A 20861-nucleotide genomic window follows, 5' to 3' on the forward strand; every position below is an offset into this window, starting at 1 on the left:
GAGGGCTCATGACCGGGTACCCCCTGTCGTCCGGTCAGCGGCGGCTGTGGTTCACCGACCGCCTCGACCCGGACAGCACCGAATACCTGGAGCTGTCGGCGGTGCGGCTGAGCGGCGAGGTGGACGTCGGCGCGCTGGCCGCCGCGTTCGGTGACGTGGTGGCCAGGCACGAGATCCTGCGCACCCACTACGCCGTGGCCGACGGCGAGCCGCGCCAGCTCGTGGACCCGCCGAGTGAGGTCCCCGTCCGGCTCGTGGACCTGTCGGCCGCCCCCGAGGAGGGGCTGCGCGACCTGCTCGACGCCGAGCTGGACACGCCGATCGACCTCGTCACCGGCCCCGTCTTCCGGCTGACTCTCGCGCGGCTGGCCGACCGCGAGCACGCTGCCGTGCTCGCGATCCACCACATCGCCTACGACGGCTGGTCGGACGTGGTGCTCTACGCCGACTGGTGGCGCTGCTACGCCGACCGCCTGGCCGGTCGCGACCCCCGCGCCGGCCAGGCCGCGCCGCGTTATCGCGACCACGCCGCGCGGCAGCGGGAGGAACTGGCGGGCGGCCTGATGGCCGACGGGCTCGACTTCTGGCGCGACGCCCTCGACGGCGCCGAACCCCTCGAACTGCGCGGCGACTGGGCGCGGCCCCAGGTCAGGAGCCACGACGGCGGGTTGCACGTGTTCACGGTGCCCGCGCCGCTGGCGGCGCGGCTGCGCGCGCTGGGCAGGCAGCACCGGGCCACGCTCTTCAGCGTGCTGCTCGCCGGGTTCGAGCTGCTGCTCGCCCGGTACACGCAGCGTCGTGACCTGGTGGTCGGCACGCCCGTGGCCGGCCGTACAGAGGCGGCGTTCGAGGACGCGATCGGGTTCTTCACCAACACGCTGCCGCTGCGCACCAGGCTGCCCGCGGACCCGACCTTCGCCGAGGCGCTCGAGCTGGCAAGCGACACCGTGCTCGACGCGCTGGACAACCAGGACGTGCCGTTCGACCAGATCGTGGACGCGCTGCGGTCCGGCAGCGACCTGAGCCGCACGCCGCTCTTCCAGATCGCCTTCGTCATGCAGAACAACCCGCCGCTGCCCCAGCCGGACGGGCTGCGCGCCGTCCGCGTCCCCCCGCATCGCCGCCACGCCCGCTACGACCTCGGCATGGAGCTGACCGAGGAGGCCGACGGCTCCTTGACCGGCAGGCTGGCCTACGCCACGGCCCTGTACGGCGAGCCCGCCATGAACCGGCTGGCCGGCCACTACCTGCACCTGCTCAGCCAGGTCGCGACCGACCCCGAGCGCAGGCTCGCCGAGCTGGACCTCATGCCGCCCGCAGAACGGCGCACCGTCGAGCAGGACTGGGTGACGGGCCCCGACGTGGCCGGGTCGCCCCAGCCGCTGCACCGCCTGGTCGAACGGCACGCCGACACCACCCCCGACGCGCCCGCGGTGAGCTGCGGCGGCCTGGAGATCGGCTACGCCCAGCTGGACCGGCAGGCCAACCGGCTCGCCCACCACCTGCGCGGCCTCGGCGTCACGAACGAGACCCGGGTCGCGCTCTGCCTGAACCGCGGCCCCCAGGAGACGGTGACCGAGCTGGCGATACTCAAGGCCGGGGGCGCCTTCGTCCCGCTCGACCCCGCGCACCCCGACGAGCGGCTGCACGACGTGCTGCGCGAGGCCAGAGTGCAGGTGATCGTCACCGAGTCCGAGCTCGCCGACCGGTTCCCGCCGCACCTCATCATCGTCGTCCTGGACGAGGAGGACCTCGACGGCCTGCCCTGCCACCGGCCGGAGACGGCCTGCGACCCGGCGAGCCTCGCCTACGTCATCTTCACCTCCGGCTCCACCGGCCGCCCCAAGGGGGTGGCCGTTCCCCACGCGGGGCTGCACGCCGTGGCCGCGCACCAGCGCGAGCTGCTGGGCATCGCGCCCGGCGACCGGGTGCTGCGCTTCGCCTCGCCGAGCTTCGACGCCTCGGTGTACGAGAGCGTGCTGGCGCTCGCGCACGGCGCCACCCTGTGCTTCGCCGGCGCCGAGGCGTTGCGGCCGGGTCAGCCGCTCGCCGCGACGCTCGCGGAAGAGCACGTCACCGCGGCGCTGATCCCGCCGTCGTGCCTGGCCGCGACCCCCGCGGCCGACCTGCCAGAGCTGCGCGTGCTGACCGTGGGCGGGGAGGCGTGTCCCGCCTCCGTCGTCGCCGCCTGGGGAACGGGGCGGCGGCTGGTCAACCTGTATGGGCCCACCGAGGTCACGATCCTGGCCACCGCGGGCGACTGCGAGGAGGGTGCGGGAGCGCCGCCCATTGGCCGGCCCATCCACGGCGCGCGGGTGTACGTGCTGGACGGCGACCTCAATCCGGTGCCCGCCGGGGTGCCGGGGGAGATCTACGTCGGCGGGGCGGGCGTCGTGCGCGGCTACCTCTACCAGCCGGAGCGGACGGCCGCCCGGTTCGTGCCTGACCCCTTCACGCTCGGCGCCCGCCTCTACCGCACCGGCGACCAGGCGCGCTGGCTGCCCGACGGCCGCCTGGAGTACCTGGGCAGGGGCGACGGTCAGGTCAAGATCCGGGGTCACCGGGTCGAACTGGGCGAGGTGGAGGCCGTCATCGCCGGCCACCCGGGGGTGGAGCGGGCGGTGGCGACCGTGCTCGGCGACGGTACGGGAGAGCGGCGCCTGGCAGGCTACGCCCTGGCCGCGGGTACGGCCGCGCCCGACGCCGCCGAGCTGCGCGCCTTCCTGCGCAGCAAGGTGCCCGAGTACCTGGTGCCCGCGCACCTGTTCGTGCTGCCCGAGTTCCCCCTCACCACCAGCGGGAAGATCGACTACCGCGCGCTGCCCGCCTCCTCCGCGCTGCCCGCCCGCGGCGCGGCGGGCGAGGAAGCGGAGCTGACGCCGCTGGAGAGCGACCTGCTGGCCATCTGGCGGGAGACGCTCGAGTCGGGCGACATCACCGTCGACGACAGCTTCTTCGACGTGGGCGGCGACTCCATCAGGGCGGTGCGGATGGTCGGGCTCATGCGCGAGCGCGGCCTCGACGTGAGCGTGCAGGACCTGTTCACCCACAAGTCCATCGCCGCGCTCTGCGCCGTGCTCAACAACCGCGAGCCGCAGGCCGAGCGGCGGGCCGCGGTGCGGCCCTTCGAGCTGATCGACGAGCGCACCCGAGCGGGCCTGCCCGAGGACGTCGTGGACGCCTACCCGGCGGCGCGCCTGCAGACCGGGATGCTCTACGAGATGCTGCGGAGCCGCTCCGACCACAGCTACCACGACGTCACCAGCTTCTACGTCCGCGACGACCAGCCCTTCTCCCCGCAGGCGATGCGGGCGGCGGCGGACGAGGTGGCCGCCCGGCACGACGCGCTGCGCACCTCCTTCGACCTCACCGGGCAGGACGTGCTGCAACTCGTGCACGAGAGCGCGATCATCCCGTTCGATGTGGTGGACCTGACCGGCCTGGCAGAGGAGGAGCAGGAGGCCTGCGTCGCGGCCTTCATCCACGACCAGCGCGACCGGCCCTTCGACGTCACCCGTGCGCCGATGCTCCATCTCGTCGTGCACGTGCTCGGAGCGGACGCCTGGCGGCTGTCGATGATCCAGTGCCACGCGATCATGGACGGCTGGAGCGAGCACCTGGTCCTCACCGAACTGCTCGACGCCTACCGGGGGGTCGCGCACGAGCCGCCCGCGCTGCGCTACGCCGACTTCGTGCCGCTCGAACAGGCCGCTCTCGAGTCTTCCCAGGCGCGCGCCTTCTGGCGCGACCTGGTGCGCGACGCCGAGCCGTGGGCGCTGCCCGAGCGCTGGGGCGGCGGCAGCGGCTACTACAGCATCGAGGTGCCCGCCGACGACCTCTGGCCCGACCTGCGCAGGCTGGCCTCCGCGGCGGACGCGCACGTCAGGCACGTGGTCCATGCCGCCTTCCTACGCACCCTCGGCGCGATCACCGGACAGGAGCGCTTCGTCAGCGGCCTGGTGTGCAACGGCCGCCCCGAGGAGCGCGACGGCGACCGGGTGGTGGGACTCTTCCTCAACACCGTGCCGCTGGCGCTCTCGCTGGAGGCCCTGAGCTGGCGCGAGCTGGTCCGCAGGGTGGCGGGCGAGCACGAGGCGATCTGGCCGCACCGGCGCTTCCCGCTCGGCGAGATCCAGCACGAGTGGCAGGGCCACGGGCGGCTCGTCGACGTCCTGTTCAACTACGTCGACTTCCACGTGGTGGACCGGACGAGCGTGGACCTGGACAGGACGCTCGACCTCGGGCAGTCGGAGATCGCCCTCGACGTGACCGTGGCGGGGGACAGGATCCTCCTCAACGGCCGCCGCGATCTGGTGGAACGCTGCTACGGCGAGCGCATGGCGGCGATCCTGCGTGAGGTCCTGGAGAGCATGGCCGCCAACCCGGGCGCCGACCCCCGGCCGTTCGCCCTGGGGCCGTCCGCGACGGCCAGGCAGGTGGCGGGAGGCGAGGGCGAGCCCAGCAGCCATCCGGGGACGCTGCACGGCTTGTTCGCCGAGCGGGCCGCCGCCACCCCGCACCGTGTCGCCGTCGAGGACGAGCACGGGCAGCACCTCACCTACGCCGAGCTCGACGCCCAGGCCGAACGGCTCGCCGGCTGGCTGCACGCCGCGGGCGCGGGCCCCGAGCACGTGGTCGGCATCTGCGCGTGGCGCTCGCCCGCGCTAGTGGTGGCGATTCTCGGCATCCTCAAGTGCGGCGCCGCTTACCTCCCGCTCGACCCCCGGCTCCCCGCGGAGCGGGTCGCCACGCTGCTCGCCGACGCGAAGGCGAGCCTGGTCGTCACCGAGGCGTCCCCGCCCGCGGCCCTGTACGGCGCGCCGGCGGACATCCTCCGCCTCGACCAGGCACACGTTCAGGCCTGCGGCCAGAGGCCACCGGCTCCCGTTCATCCGGACGGCGCCGCGTACGTCATCTACACCTCCGGATCCACCGGCGTCCCCAACGGCGTGGTCGCCACCCACGGCGGCGTGGCCGCCCGCGTCCTGGACACCGTCACGCGCCGCGGCATCACCCCCGCCGACCGCGTCATGCTCCGTAGCGGCATCGGCTTCGACGCCGCCGTGTGGGAGACGTTCGTGCCGCTGCTCGCCTCGGCCACGCTCGTGATCGCGCCGGAGGAGGCCGAACACTCGGCCGAGACCGTCGCGCGGTCGGTCCACGACGGGCGCGTCACCGTGCTCCAGGCGGTTCCGTCCATGCTGGACGCGCTGTCCGCCGAGCCCGGCTGGCACGAGCGCGACGCCCAGCCCGCCGAGCCGGACGCCCTCCGCCTGATCTACAGCGGCGGCGACAGGCTCGACGGCGCGCTGGCCAGGCGGGTCGTCGACGACCGCCAGGTCGAGCTGGTCAACGCCTACGGCCCGACGGAATGCTCCGTCGGCATCACCGAGAGCCGCTGGCGCGAGGACGCGGTAGACGGCCCCGTCCCGATCGGCCGCCCGCTGGCCGGGGTCGGCCTGATGATCCTCGGCCTGGACGGCGGGCCCGTCCCCGACGGGGTGGTCGGCGAGCTCCACGTCAGCGGCCCCGCCCTGGCGCGCGGCTACCTGGGCCGTCCCGCGCTGACCGCCGCCCGGTTCCTGCCCGACCCGTTCCACGGCCCGGGGGAGCGGATGTATGGCACGGGCGATCTGGTCCGCCGGGACCCGGACGGCGAGCTGATGTTCGTGGGCCGGATCGACCACCAGGTCAAGGTGTCGGGCGCCCGGGTCGAGCCGGGCGAGGTGGAGCGGGCGCTGGCGGCGCACCCCGCGGTGAACGCCGCCGCGGTGCTCCCGGTGACCGAGCGCGGCAGGACCCGCCTGATCGCCTACCACACCGGCGACCCGGCACTCGGCGGTGACCGGCTGCGTCACTACCTGCTCCAGCGGCTGCCCGCCCACTGCGTGCCCGGCGCGTTCGTGCACCTGGACGCGCTGCCGCTGACCTACGCGGGCAAGCTCGACCGTGCAGCGCTCCCGCCCGCTCCGGCGCCGAGCGAGCCCGGCGGTCCGCCACCGCGCACCGCGGCGGAGCGGCTGGTGGCCGGGGTGTGGTCGCAGCTGCTCGGCGTCGACGGGGTGGGTGTGCACGACGACTACTTCCGCCTTGGCGGCGACTCGCTCACCCTGGCCAAGCTTTCCTCCCGGCTGCGTGCCGAGTCCGGGGCGCACGTCCCGCTGCGCGAGCTGTTCACCGCCGTGACCGTCGAGGCGCAGGCCCGGCTCGTGGCCACCTACCGGGTGGACGCCGAGCCACTGGCCCCCGGGGTCGCCGGTGCGCGGGCACCGCTGTCGTTCGGGCAGCAGCGGCTGTGGTTCCTCGACCGGCTCGAGCCCGGCAACCCCGAGTACCTCGTGCCGCTCGGCGTCGCCGTACCGGAGGACGCGGGCGAGGATCAGGTGCGCGCGGCATTGGAAGCGCTGGCGGCCAGGCACGCGGTCCTGCGCACACGTTACGAAGTCGAGCGGGGCGAACCCGTCCAGGTCGTGGACCCAGAACCGGTCATCGACCTGGAGGCCGTACGCGGCAGGCCGCTCGCGCAGGTGGTCGCCGAGGAGCTGCGCGGCGGCTTCGACCTGGAACGCGGGCCGGTGTGGCGGGCCAGGCTGATCCGTGACAGTGGCGTGCTCCTGCTGGTCGTCCATCACATCGCGTGCGACGGCTGGTCGATGGGCGTGCTGCGCCGGGAGCTGGCCGAACTGCTGCACGCGGGGGCGCCTGCCCCGGCGCCCCGGCAGAGCTACGCCGACTTCGCCCGCTGGCAGCGCGACCGGCTCGACGGGGAGCCGATGGAGCGGCTGATCGGCTACTGGCGGCGCGAGCTCGACGGGCTCGCCCCGCTGGAACTGCCCACCGACCGGCCCAGGCCGCCGCGCTGGCGACCGGACGGCGACACCGTCGAGGTGCGCCTGCCCGCGCAGACGGCCCGCCAGGTGGCGGAGCTCGGCAGGCAGTCGGGGGCGACGCCGTTCATGGCGCTGCTCGCGGTCTTCGCCGAGTTGCTGCGCCGCTACAGCGGCCAGGACGACGTGGCCGTGGGCACCCCCGTGGCCGGCAGGGTGCGGCCCGAGCTGGACGACCTCGTCGGCTTCTTCGTTAACACCCTGGTCCTGCGCTGCGCGACCGGCGGCGAGCAGTCCTTCCGTGCCCTGACCGATCGGGTACGGCAGGCCGCGCTCGGCGCCTTCGCCCACCAGGAGCTGCCGTTCGAGCGGCTGGTCGACGAGCTGCAACCCGAGCGCGATCCCTCGCGCACCCCGCTCGTCCAGGTCATGTTCGAGCTGGCCGATGCCGCCGCCGAGGACGGGCGCGAGGTCGAGGCCGCCGTGCTCGCCGCCTGGCGGCTGGCCAAGTTCGACCTCACGATGACGCTCGCCGAGCAGGCGGACGGTTCGTACACCGGCACCGTGGAATTCGCCACCGCCCTGTTCGACCGCGAGAGCGTCGAGCTGCTCGCCGCCCGGTTCGTACGGCTGGCCGAGCTGGTGTCCGCCGGCCCCGACACCCCGCTGTCCGAGCTCGACCTGCGCACCCCCGCCGAGCTCGGGTGGAACGACACCGCCCGCGACCGGCCGCCGCTCGCGGTGCACGAGCTGATCGAGCGGCAGCGCGCCCGCACCCCGGACGCGATCGCGGTCGAGTACGGCGAGCGGAAGCTGACCTACGCCGAGCTCGACGCCCGAGCCGGGGCTCTCGCCCGGCGCCTGCGCGACCTGGGCGTCACCCTGGAGACACCGGTGGGCGTCCGGATGGAGCGCTCGCCCGAGCTGGTCACCGCGCTGCTGGCGGTGCTCAAGGCGGGCGGCTGCTTCGTGCCACTCGAACCCGACTACCCGGCGTCCCGGGTGGCCGACACCCTGGCCGCGGCCGGCGCTCCCGTCTGCCTGATCGACCCCGGTTCGCCGCCGACCGGTGGGCCCGGCGCCGACCTGCCCGTCACGCTGGAGTGCCTGACGGGACCCGGCTACACCAGACCGGTCTCGCCGGACGGGGCCGTGGCGATCTACTACACCTCGGGCTCGACCGGACGGCCCAAGGGCGTGCTGTGCACGCACCGCGGCTGGGTCAACCGGCTGCTGGCCATGCAGGAGACCATGCCGCTTGCGCCGGGCGAGGCGGTCCTGCAGAAGACCACGGTGGTCTTCGACGACGCGCCGGTCGAGTGCTTCTGGCCGTTGCTGGCCGGTGGGCGCGTGGTCGTCCTGCCGCCCGGCGAGCACCGCGACCCCGCCGCCATCCTCACCGCGGCCGCCCGGCACCGGATCACCGCGATGCTGTTCGTGCCCAGCATGCTCCGGCTGATCCTGGCGGAGCTGGACGAGCGGCGGCTCGCCGAGCTCGACGCGCTGCGGCACGTCGGCACCAGCGGTGAGGCGCTCGACCCCGGCCTGGTCCGGTGCTTCGTCGAGACCCTGGGCGGGCGGGGAGCGATCCTGCACAACCACTGGGGGGTCACCGAGGCCGCCATCGACTCCACCCACCACGCGTGCGGGCAAGGCGACGCGCGCGGGGAGGGGGCCGTCACGATCGGCGGGCCCATCACGGGCAACCGGGTCCACGTCCTGGACGCGGACCTGCGCGAGCAGCCCGCCGGCATCCCCGGCGAGCTGTACGTCGGCGGCACCGGCGTGGCCCGGGGCTACCTGGGTCAGCCCGCGCTCACGGCCGCCGCGTTCCTGCCCGACCCGTTCGAGGCCGGGGGCAGGCTGTACCGGACGGGCGACCGCGCCGTCCGCCGCCCGGACGGGACCATCACGTTCCTCGGCCGGGTGGACCGGCAGGTCAAGATCCGCGGGGTCCGCGTCGAACCCGGCGAGATCGAGCACGCGATCACGGCGCATCACGGGGTGGCCGACGCGGCCGTCACGCCCTGGGCCGTGGGGGGTGACCTCCGGCTGGCGGGGTTCTTCGTGCCTGCCGTACCGGATGGGCCGAGCCCGCGCGAGGTGGCCGAGCACCTGCGCGAACGGCTGCCTGGATACCTGGTCCCCTCGGTGCTCACCGCGATCGACGCGATCCCGCGCACCGCGTCCGGCAAGACCGACCACCGCGCGCTGCCCGAGCCGGACGCCTCCGGCGCCATCGCGCCCGAGGCACGCACGGCGCCGCGCACCGTCGTCGAGGAGCGGCTGGTCGAGATCTGGACGGAGCTGCTCGGCGTCGAGGTGGGCACCGGGGACGACTTCTTCCAGGCGGGCGGCCACTCGCTGCTCGCCGCCAGGCTCGTGGCCCTGGTCGGCGAGGAGTTCGGCGTGGAGGTGCCGCTGCGTGGCGTGTTCGACCGGCCCACCGTGGCGGCGCTGGCCGAGGCCGTGGAGGAGCAGGTGCGCGCCGAGGTCGAGCGGATGACCGAGGAAGAGCTGCGGGCGGAGTGCACGAGCGAGGAGGAGTCGAGAGTATGACCAGCAACACCGACCTGCGCGCGGAGATCATCCGCAGGAGGCTGACCGGCCGCGCGCGCACCGGGTCTCGCGCCGTCACCCACGCCATCCCGCGCGCGGACAGGAACGCGCCGCTGCCCCTGTCCTTCGGGCAGGAGCGCATGTGGCTGCTGCACCAGCTCGACCCCGCCAGCCCCGCGTACCTGGTGCCGCTCGTGCTGCGGCTGCGCGGGGCCCTGGACGTGGCGGCGCTGCGGCAGGCGGTCGACCAGGTGGTGGCCAGGCACGAGATCCTGCGCACCCGCTACCCGCAGCCGACACAGCAGCCCCAGGCGCCCGTGCAGGTCATCGACCCGCACGCGCCCGTCGAGCTGCCCGTGACGGACCTGTCGCACCTGCCCGGGGCCGAGGAACGCGCTCTGGAGCAGGCCGAGCAGGACGCCGCCCGGCCCATCGACCTGGCGGCCGAGCACCCCTGCCGCGTCCGGCTCTACCGGACCGGCCGGGACGCCCACCTGCTGGTAATCGTCCTGCATCACATCGCCTGCGACGACTGGTCGCTCGGCGTCCTGTGGCAGGAGCTCGGCGAGCTCTACCGAGCCGCCGTCGCTGGCGAACCCGCGGACCTGGAGCCGCTGCCCACGCAGTACGCCGACTACGCCGCCTGGCAGCGCGCCAGGATGTCGGGCGAGCTGCTCGAACGGCGCCTGGAGTACTGGCGCGGCAGGCTCGACGGCCTGCGGCCCGTGGAGCTGCCCACCGACAGGCCCCGGCCGCACACGCGTGACCAGGCCGGTGACAGGCATCCCTTCCAGGTGCCCGCCGAGCTCACCCTGCGGCTGCGCGAGGTCGCCCGCCGCCACGACACCACCCTGTACGTGGTGCTGCTCACTGCCTTCCAGGCGCTCCTGGCACGCCACACCGGGACGCCCGACGTCGCGGTCGGCTCCGCGGTGGGCGGCAGGACCCGGCGCGAGGAGCAGGGGCTGATCGGGTTCCTCCTGGACACCGTGGTGATGCGGGCCGCCTGGAGCGGCGACCCGGCCTTCGCGGACCTGCTGCGGGACAACCGCTCGGCCGTCCTGGACGCGCTCGAGCACCGCGACGTGCCCGTGCAGCGGCTGACCGAGCTGGACCGGAACCGCTCCGCCTCCCGCAGCGCGCTGTTCCAGGTGATGTTCGACCTGCTGGAGGAGCCGCCGCACGAGGTGCGGCTGCCTGGACTGGTGGCCGAGCCCGTCGACCTGGCGAGTACGGTCGCCAAGTACGACCTCACGCTCCAGCTCGCCGAGCTGCCCGGTGGCGCGCTCTACGGGGCGGTCGAGTACGCCACGGCGCTGTTCGACCGCGATACGGCAGACCGCCTCGCCCGCCGCTACCTGCGCCTGCTCGAGCACGTGGCCGACGCCCCGGACACCCGCGTCGGCGACCTGGACCTCCTGGACGAGGCCGAGCGCCGCCGGCTCCTCCGCCGCCCCCCGGCAGCCCCGGTCGTGGAGACCCCGTCGGAAGCGGTCGCCCGCTGGGCCGCCGCCACCCCGGACGCCCCGGCCGTCGTCTCCGGCGGCGTCGCGGTGAGCTTCGCCGAGCTCGACCGGCGAGCCAACCGGATCGCCAGGCGGCTGCGCGAGCTGGGCGCCGGGCCCGAGTCGTGCGTGGGCGTGTGCCTGGGCCGCGGGCCCGACCTGCTGCCTGCGCTGCTGGGCGTCTGGCGGGCCGGGGCCGCGTACGTGCCGCTCGACCCGTCGCACCCGCCCGCCCGGCTGGCGGACGTGCTCTCGCGAAGCGGCGCCCGGCTGGTGGTCACGGACTCGCCAGGCGGCCACGGAACACGCGCGGTCGACCCGGCCGAGGCGGCAGAGCTGAGCGGGGAGCCCCTGGACGTGTCGGTCGATCCCGACTCGCTCGCCTACACCGTGTACACCTCGGGCAGCACCGGCCGCCCCAAGGGCGTCCTCGTCTCCCACGCCGGCCTGCGCGCCTACCTTTCGTGGGCGAAGGAGCGCTACGCCGGGGCGGGCCACGGCGCGCCGCTGCTCTCCTCACCCGCCTTCGACCTGGCCGTCACCAGCCTGTACGTGCCGCTGGTGACCGGCGCTCCCGTGCGGATGCTGCCCGAGGGGCTGCCGCCGGGCCGGCTGGGCGCCGAGCTCGCCGCGGCCGGGCCGTACGACTTCGTCAAGCTCACCCCCGGCCACCTCGAGCTGCTCGTGCGGCAGCTCGGCCCAGAACAGGCCGCGGGCCTGTGCGGGACGCTCGTGGTCGGCGGCGAGGCCTTCCCCACCAGGCTGTACGAGAGCTGGCGCGAGCTCGCCGGCGACGGCGCCCGCGTAGTCAACGAGTACGGTCCCACCGAGATCACCGTGGCCAACGCCGCACACACGGCAGCCCCCACGCCCGCGGCGACGCTGCCCATCGGCGGTCCCGCCCCGGGCACCACCGCCTACGTCCTGGACGAAGCGGGCAAGCTCGCGCCCGTCGGCGTGGTCGGCGAGATCCACGTCGGAGGCGCCCAGGTGGCACGCGGCTACCGCGACCTGGCCGCGGCGAGCGCGCAGCGGTTCGTCCCCGATCCCTTCGGTCCGCCGGGCTCGCGCCTGTACAGGACCGGCGACCTCGGACGGGTGCTGCCTGGCGGCGAGCTGGAGTTCATCGGCCGCGCCGACGACCAGGTCAAGATCGCCGGATACCGGATCGAACCGGGCGAGGTCGAGCAGTGCCTACGCGAGGCGCCCGACGTGGCCGCCGCGGTCGTCATCGCCCGCGACGGGCGGCTGATCGCCTACGTCGTCCCCGAGCCGGGACAGCGCTCGCCCGCGGACTTGCGCGAGCATCTGTCCCGGCGGCTGCCGCCCTACCTGGTGCCTGCCGTCGTCGTGCCGATCGAGGCGATCCCGCTGACCGCCAACGGCAAGACCGATCACGCGGCGCTGCCCAGCCCCGACCGCGACGACCTGCTGCCCGGCGCGGCGCCCGCCGAGCTGGCCTCGGAGCTGCATGTCACCGTCGCAGCCGCCTGGGGGCAGGTGCTCGGGCTGGCCGAGGTGGGGGCCGACGACAACTTCTTCGACCTCGGCGGCGACTCGCTGCGCGCCGTGGCGCTGGTGGGGGCGCTCCGCGCGGCCGAACTGGACCTGGCCGTCCAGGACGTCTTCGAGCACCCCACCGTCGACGCGCTGTGCGAGCTGCTCGGGACCAGGACCGGCAGGGCCGCCGCGCACGCGGGCGCCCGGCCGTTCGAGCTGGTCGCGCCGCAGGACGCCGACCGGCTGCCCGGCGGGCTGACCGACGCCTACCCGCTCTCGCTCGTCCAGGCCGGGATGGTCTACGAGATGCTGGCCGACGGCGCGGCCAACAACTACCACAACACCACGACGTTCACCGTCCGCGACGGGCACCCGTTCTCCGCCGCGGCGTTCCGCGCCGCCGCCGCGACCGTGGTTGCCCGGCACGAGGCACTGCGCACCGCCATCGACGTCACCTCCTACTCGACGCCGATGCAGCTCGTGCACGAGCACGCCGAGCTGCGCGTGGACGTGCGCGACGCCCGGCACGTCCCCGAGCCGGAGCGGGCCGCACTCATCGAAGGCGTCATGACGCGCGAGCGCGCCACCCTGTTCGACCTGGGCCGCCCCTCGCTGCTGCGGGCCGTCGTGCACGTCTGGGACGGGGAGTCGTGGGCGCTGACGGTCAGCGAGTGCCACGCGGTGCTCGAGGGCTGGAGCTACAACGTCATGCTCATGGAGCTGCTGGACTGCTACCGGCAGCTTGCCGCCGGGCGCGCCGCCGACCTGCCCGATCTGCCGGAGGTCCGGTTCGCCGACTTCGTCAAGGCCGAGCAGGAGGCGCTCGACAGCCCGGAGGACCAGGCTTTCTGGCAGGGGGTCGTCGAGCGTTACCCGCCGCTGGCGTTGCCCGCCGCGTGGGCGGGCGGGCCTGGGGAAGACGGCCGGCCGTACAAGGTCGAAGTGCTCTTCGACGACCTCGCGGACCAGCTGGCGGAGCTGGCCGAGGGCAGCGGGGTGCCGCTCAAGAGCGTCCTGCACGCCGCGCACCTGAAGGTCATGAGCATGCTGACCGACCAGGAGGCCTTCTCCAGCGGGCTGGTGTGCGACGCCAGGCCCGAGGTGCTCGGCGCCGACCGGGTCCTCGGCATGTACCTCAACACGGTGCCGTTCGGCTTCGGCCTCTCCGCGCAGACCTGGCGGCGGCTCGTCGAGGACGTCTTCGCCCGCGAGATCGAGCTCTGGCCGTACCGGCGGCTGCCCGTGCCCGCCATCCAGCGCGAGCTGGCGGGGGGCAGGCGGCTGAACGAGGTGATGTTCAACTACCTCGACTTCCGGATGATCGACTTCGACCGGGTCGGGGCGGGCACGCTGGACGACAGCCCGAACGAGTTCCCGCTGTCGGTCACGGTCTTCAAGCTCGGCACCGTCGACCTCACCATCCATCCACGGCTCATCAGCCGCGCCAACGGCGCGCGGCTCGGCCGGATGTACCGGCTCGTGCTCGAGGCCATGTGCGCCGACCCGGACGGCGACGCGCTCGCCCCCTGCCTGCCTGAGGAGGAGCTCGACCCGCGCTGTAACGCGACCGCGCGCGACCTCGGCGAGGGCCTGCTGCCCGACCTGTTCGAGGCCCGCGCCGCGGCGGAGCCCACGGCGACCGCCCTGGTCACCGCCGAGGGCGAGCGCGTCACGTACGCGGAGGTGGACGCGCGCGCCAACGCGGTGGCCTGGCACCTGCGCTCCCTCGGCGCCGGCAGGGGCGACTTCGTGGGGATCCACGCCGAGCTGGGGGCCGACCTGGTGGCCGGCCTGATGGGCATCGTCAAGTCGGGCGCCGCCTACGTGCCGCTCGATCCGGCCAACCCGCCCGAGCGGAACGCCGCCGCACTGGACGACAGCGGCGCCCGGGTGGTGCTCACCCGCGACGTCGTGGCGGGGCTGGCGCCCGTTCGATCGCGGCCGCCACGGGAGACGCACCCCGACGACGTGGTGTACGCGATCTTCACCTCCGGCTCTACCGGCCGGCCGAAGGGCGTCATGGTCACCCACGGTGGGCTGGCCAACTACCTGCTCTGGGCCGCGCGCGCTTACCGGGCCGGGTCCGGGTGCGGGGCGCCGATGCTCGGCTCGGCCGCCTTCGACCTCTCGGTCACCAACCTGCTCGTGCCGCTGGTCGCCGGGCGGGCCGTGACGATGATCCCGGAGCCCACCGACGCCGCCGCCCTGGCCGGGCTGCTGCGCGGCGGCGAGCGCTTCAGCCTGCTCAAGCTCACCCCCGCGCACCTCGACCTGCTCTGCGCCGAGCTCGACGGCGAGCGGATCGAGTCCGTGGGCTGCCTGGTGGTCGGCGGCGAGGCGCTCAAGTCCAGCACGGTCCAGGCCTGGCGGCGGATCGCGCCGCGCTGCCGGATCGTCAACGAGTACGGCCCGACCGAGACCGTCGTCGGATGCTCCGTGCACGAGTGGGACCCGGCGGACGGGACGGGCGCGCTGCCCATCGGGCGGCCCATCGCGAACATGCGCCTGCACGTCCTCGACCGCGCGCTCGCGCCCGTGCCGGTCGGCGCGCGCGGCGAGCTGTGCGTCGCGGGACCCGGCGTGGCCAGGGGATACGCGGGCAGGCCCGCGGCCACCGCCGAGCGGTTCGTCCCCGATCCTTATGGCCCGCCCGGTTCCCGGCTGTACCGGACGGGCGACGTCGCCGTGCGCCGCGAGGATGGCGCGCTGGACTACCTCGGCCGCTCCGACGAGCAGGTCAAGATCCGCGGATACCGGGTCGAGCCGGGCGAGGTCGAGCAGCGCCTGCTCGAGCTGCCGGGTGTGACGGGCGCGGTGGTCGTGGCCCGCGACGGGCGCCTGGTCGCCTACGTGGTCGGTGACCACCACTCGCTACGGGAGGAGCTGAGCAGGCGGCTGCCGCCGTACCTGATCCCCGCCACGTTCGTTCCGCTCGCGGCGCTGCCGGTAGGCCCCGGCGGGAAGGTGGACCGGCGGCAGCTGCCCGCGCCCGGCGGCGAAGAGCCCTCGCGCCCCTACCAGGCGCCAGGCAGCGCTGCCGAGCGGGTGCTCGCCGGGATCTTCTGCCAGGTGCTCGGCCTGCGCCGGGCCGGCGCCGACGACGACTTCTTCGAGCTGGGCGGCGACTCGATCCTCAGCCTCAACGTCGTCTCGGCCGCCCGCCGCGCCGGGCTACCCCTCTCGCCGCGCATGATCCTGGCCGGCCGTACGGTGGCCGGAGTGGCCCGGCAGGCCGACGCCTGCGCGAGCCCGCCGGGCCCCGCGACGGGCGGCGTGGCGTCGGGGACAGTCGTCCCGCTCGCGCCCGCCCAGCGTCGCTTCCTGGAACTCGATACCGATCACGCCGACTTCACCCAGTCGGTGCACCTCCTGGTCGACCCGCCCGCCGACCGGGAGCTGCTGGAACGGGCGCTGAACGCCGTCGTCGCCCACCACGACGCGCTGCGGCTGCGGCTGCGCGGTGACGGCCAGGCGGTGGCAGAGCGGGAGCACGCGCGGTTGCTCCGCGCTGTCGACGCCGACGACGCCGGCGGCGTCGAGGAGATGGTGCGGCACGCCGCCGAGGCGGGCAGGCGGCTGGATCCCGAGCACGGCCCGGTCTTCGGCGCGCTGCTGTTCCCCCGAACCGCTGGGCAGCCCGACGAGCTGGTGCTGCTCGCGCACCGGCTGGTCGTGGACGGCGTGTCCTGGCAGTTCCTGGTGGACGACCTGACCAGAGCCTACGTACGGCTGACCGCCGCCGAACCCGTCGACCTCCCACCCGCGAGCACCCCGTTCGCCGACTGGGCACGCAGGCTGGCCGCGTACGCCCGCTCCGACGAGGCCCTCCACCGGCTTCCCGCCCCCCGCCGCCGCCCCCTGCCCGTCGACCACCCGGAGGGCGAGAACACGGCGGCCTCCGCGGCGACCGAGCACGCGGCCCTCGACCTGCCCGCCCGTCCCGCCAGGATGCGGGACCTGCTGCTCGCGGCGCTCGCGGTGACCCTGTCCGGCTGGTCGGGCGACGACGGCGCGCTGGTGGAGCTGGAATCGCACGGCAGGGAGGACCTGTTCGACGACGTGGACTTGTCCAGGACCGTCGGCTACTTCACCACCTACTACCCGCTTGACCTGCCCCTGCCGCCCGGCTGCGATCCGGCCGCCGCGCTGGAGGCCGTCACCGCGCGGCTGGGCGAGGCGCCGCTCGACGGGGTCGCCTACGCGGCCGTGCGGTACTCGCGCGGCGACGAGCACGCCAAACGGCTCGCCCGCCTGCCCGCCCCGCAGGTCTGCCTGAACTACCTGGGTCGCAGGGACGCCCACCCAGGCCGGGGCGGCCCCTTCGTCCCGGCCACCGGCCGGATCACCCCCGCCGCGAGCGACACCGGCACCCGGCCCCACCTGCTCGAGGTGAACGCCTCCGAGTACGCCGGCCGCCTGGACGTCGCCCTGACCTACTCAACCGCCATCCACACCGAGCGGACCGCGCGGCGCCTGCTGGCGGACCTGCTCGCCAACCTCAGGAGCCTGCTGTGAACGCCGAACCTCGCTTCGTCAGACCCAACGTCAGGATCGAGGGACTGATCGACTCCTTCGTCGCCTGGCTGCACGTGGCCGCGCCGGTGACCGGCGCGATGAACCTGGCCAACCTCCACCTGCCGATGCTGGACTCCTTCGTTGCCCAGCCGGAGGTGCACGCCGCCGCCGTGGCCAACCCCAAGATGAAGGGCGGATTCTTCCTCAACGTGGACGTCTCCCGGGTGGAGGAGGTGCGTCGCCTGCGCGACGCCATCGCCAGGGACAACCGGGCCACGCTCGACTTCGCCGGGGCCGTCAAGCAGGCCGACGAGCTGCTGCGCGCCCAGGCCACGGGCTACGACCTCAGCCCGCTCTACGCCCAGCTGCCGCCCGCGCTGCGCGGCTACGTGGAGCTCGTCTACGACATGGGCAACAACCCGCAGCTGCGCTTCATGGAGAGCCTGCTCTACCGCAGCCTCCACTACCGACCGGAGCGGCAGTCGGTGGAGCTGTCGATCGACGACGGGAGCGAGCCGCCCTTCGTGCTGAGCACGCCCCGCCTGCCCGCGCCTGGCCACCTCCGGCTCGACGTGCCGCTCGCCCATCCGGGGATCGACCGCCTGTTCGCCTCCAGGACGCGGCCCGTACCGCTCGGGGAGCTGCGCGAGGCGCTCGGCGTCGGCGACGACGCGGCCGCCGCGGGCCTCGACGCCCTGCTCACCGCCGACTACGCGCCGCCCGCCGACCGGCACGTCGAGAGCGGCGGCCGGATCCGCTACTTCGGGCACGCCTGCCTGGTCATGCAGAGCCCGACTGCCACGATCATGGTCGACCCGTTCGTCAGCTCCGACACCGGCGCCGGCGACCGGTTCACCTACGAGGACCTGCCCGATCGCATCGACTACGCGCTGATCACCCACGGTCACCAGGACCACGTCGTACTCGAGACGCTGCTGCAGATCCGGCACAAGGTCGGCACCGTGGTGGTGCCGCGCAGCGGCGGCGGCCACCGGCAGGACCCCTCGATCCGGCTCCTGCTCGAGCACTTCGGGTTCCCCGTCATCGAGGTGGACGACTTCGACGAGCTACCCTTCGACGGCGGATCCATCGTGGCCACGCCGTTCCTCGGCGAGCACTGCGACCTCGACATCCGGGCGAAGTCCACCTACTGGGTGCGCATCGCGGACCGGAGCGTCTTCGTCGGCGCCGACTCCTCCGGGCTGGAGGCAGAGCTCTACGGCGACATCAGCAAGGCGCTCGGGCCCGCCGACCACGCCTTCATCGGCATGGAGTGCGACGGAGCGCCCCTGACCTGGCTCTACAGCCCCCTGTTCACCTGCCCGGTGCCCAGGAAGATGGCGCTGACCAGGAAACTGTCGGGCTCCGACGCGGCCCAGGCCCTCGACATCGTCGACCGCCTGCAGGCCGGCCACGCCTACGTGTACGCCATGGGGCAGGAACCGTGGCTCCAGCACATCATGGCCACCAGCTACACGCCGGAGTCCTACCAGCTCAAGCAGGTCGCCGAGTTCCTCAAGGGCTGCCAGGCCCGTGGCGTGCCCGCCGAGCACCTGCTGACCAGGCGGGAGGTGCGCTGGTGAACCGGGTACGCGTGCTGCTCGACACCGGGCCCAGCGCCGCGGAGGTGCGCCGAATCGAGCGGGCCTTCGCCGAGGTCGGGATGGAGGCCGTGGCCGAGGGCCACTCCTACGGCGGCCCGCCCCCCACCTCCGCCTTCCTCATCGTGGTCAACGCCTGCCTCAGCCCCTTCCTGGCCGCCTTCGCCGCGGGACCGGGCGCGCCCGGGCTGGCGGGCGTCGTCCAGACGCTGCTCGACATGCGCGCCGACGAGCGGACCTGGGGCAAGCGCCACGGTGTGCGCCTGGAGGACTCGCGCACAGGGCTGGCCGTGGCGCTGCCGCCCGGCGTGCCGCCCGCCGCCTACGAGGCACTGCTCGAGGCGGACCTGGGCGACCTCGACCGAGCCACCCCCGCCGCCCTGCTGGATTGGGACGCCCTGCTCGGCCGCTGGAGCGCCCGGCTCACCACCGCGGTCGAGCCCATCTCCCGCCGGCTGCCGGTCAGGCGCCGCGTCGGCGGGCCCGCCATCAGACAGCTCAGCGAGGCCGAGCTCGGGCGGCTGTGGCGGCTGGTGAGCCGGCCGCCGGGCTCGGCGGTCACCTGGCAGCGCGCCAAGGTCGTCATGCTCGCGGCCACGGGCTGGAACGCCGCCTCGATCAGCCAGCGCGTCCTCATGAGCGAACGCCGGGTGCGCGCCGTCATCGCCAACTTCAACCGGGACGGCTTCGACTCGCTGGCCCCCGGATACGACCGCGGCGACCCGGTGGAGCCCAGCGTGGAGGAGGAACGCGAGGCGCTGCGCGTGCTCGCGCGCCCGCCCGCCGAGTTCGGCCTGGACCAGCCCGAGTGGACGCGCGGCGCGCTCACCCAGCTCCTGGTGTCCAACGGCGTCGTGGAGGACGCCGACCCCGCCCTGATCGCCTCGCTCATCCGCCCGGCGATACCGCCGCGAAAGAGGCGTGACAGGGCCGCGCCGGAGCATCGAGGTGATCAAGCGGGACCCGGCTTCCGAGGAGGACCGATGACCCAGACGCCGACGGTCCAGGACATCCTGCAGACGCTCCTGGAGAACGAGCACCAAGCCCGCCGCACGCTGAACCTGGTGCCCTCGGAGAACGCCATGTCCGGCCTGGCCAAGCTGCCGCTGCTGCTTGACACCTACCACCGCTACTTCTTCAATGAGGAGCTCAGCGACGAGCGCTGGCACTTCCGCGGCGCGGCCCTGGCCGCCGACGTCGAGACCGCCGTCACGCTGCCGCTGCTGCGCGAGCTCGCCGACGCCCCGCACGTCTCGGTCCGGCCGCTGAGCGGGCTGAACGCGATGACAGTGGTCCTCGCCGCGCTCGGCGGGCCGCCGGGTTCGACGGTGGTCACGGTCGACCAGGGCAACGGCGGCCACTACGCCACCCCGGACATCGCCGGACGCCTCGGCCAGCGGGTGGCCACGATCGGCGGGCCCGACCCGCACACGATCGACTACCGCGCCGCGGCCCGCCTGGTCGCCGAGCGGCGGCCCGGCCTGATCTACGTCGACCAGTCCAACTGCCTGTTCCCGCTGGACGTGGCCGAGCTCGTCAGGCACGTGCGCGAGGTGGACGAGGACGTGGTCGTGCACGTGGACGTCAGCCACTGGATGGGGCTGGTGCTCGGCAGGGCCTTCCCCAACCCGCTCGACTGCGGCGCCGACAGCTTCGGCGGGTCCACCCACAAGACCTTCCCAGGGCCGCAGAAGGCGGTCTTCTGCACCAGGCGCGACGACCTCGCCGAGCGGTTCGGGCAGGCGCAGGACTACCTGATCAGCAGCCACCACTTCGGCGCGACGCTCAGCCTCGGGCTCGCGCTGGTGGAGTTCCGCGACTTCGGCGGGCCCGGCTACGCGCGAGCCGTACTGGACAACACCCGGCGCTTCGCGAGGAACCTGCACGAGCGCGGGCTGCCCGTGGAGGCGGCCGGGCGCGGGTTCACCGCCGGGCACCAGATCTGGCTCGATACCCAGGCCGTCGGCCTGCCCGCCCGGGTGGCGGCGGACCGGCTCTACGCCGCCGGGCTGCGGGTCAACTTCCAGGACCTGCCCGGGATCGCGCACCAGGCGCTCCGCGTCGGCCTGAACGAGCCCACCTACCGCGGGCTGCGCGGCGGCGACATGGACGAGCTCGCCGGCATCTTCGCCGACGCCGTGCGGGCCGAGCGCTCACCGGGCGAGCTGGCGGCGCGGACCGCGCGGCTGCGGGCCGCGCGCCGGTCGAGCCCGGCCTTCCCGGTGGAGTCCGACCCGCTGGCCGAGACCGCGCTGCGGCTGTGCCTGGGCGCGCTCCTCGACCGCTCGCCGACGGACGTCGGCGCGGCACTCGACTCGCTCACCGGCGCCGGCGTCCCGGCGCTGGCCGACTAG

4 protein-coding genes are annotated in these 20861 nt (G+C 74.3%); all 4 read left to right on the forward strand.

Annotation, left to right across the window (positions count from 1 at the left end):
* Nucleotides 1–8 precede the first annotated feature (8 nt).
* Genes KIK09_RS40735 through KIK09_RS60295 form a run of 4 tightly spaced genes read left to right on the forward strand, consistent with a single transcriptional unit; the run spans nucleotide 9 to nucleotide 20861 of the window.
* Nucleotides 9–9386: a non-ribosomal peptide synthetase gene (locus KIK09_RS40735; protein WP_214324847.1), complete on the forward strand. Its 9378-nt coding sequence runs from the start codon at nucleotides 9–11 to the stop codon at nucleotides 9384–9386.
* The gene (locus KIK09_RS40740; RefSeq protein ID WP_214324848.1) at nucleotides 9383–16906 is read left to right on the forward strand and encodes a non-ribosomal peptide synthetase; all 7524 of its coding nucleotides are present in this window, start codon (nucleotides 9383–9385) and stop codon (nucleotides 16904–16906) included. Before KIK09_RS40735 ends, KIK09_RS40740 begins: the two co-directional genes overlap by 4 nt.
* Nucleotides 16903–18489 carry an MBL fold metallo-hydrolase gene (locus tag KIK09_RS60290; RefSeq protein WP_214324849.1) on the forward strand — a complete coding sequence of 529 codons (1587 nt, stop codon included), beginning with the start codon at nucleotides 16903–16905 and terminating at the stop codon, nucleotides 18487–18489. Before KIK09_RS40740 ends, KIK09_RS60290 begins: the two co-directional genes overlap by 4 nt.
* A complete protein-coding gene (locus tag KIK09_RS60295) occupies nucleotides 18486–20861 on the forward strand; it encodes a helix-turn-helix domain-containing protein (protein WP_214324850.1) in 2376 nt (791 codons plus the stop codon). Before KIK09_RS60290 ends, KIK09_RS60295 begins: the two co-directional genes overlap by 4 nt.

The organism is Nonomuraea sediminis, assembly GCF_018531495.1.
GTDB classification, from domain to species: domain Bacteria; phylum Actinomycetota; class Actinomycetes; order Streptosporangiales; family Streptosporangiaceae; genus Nonomuraea; species Nonomuraea sediminis.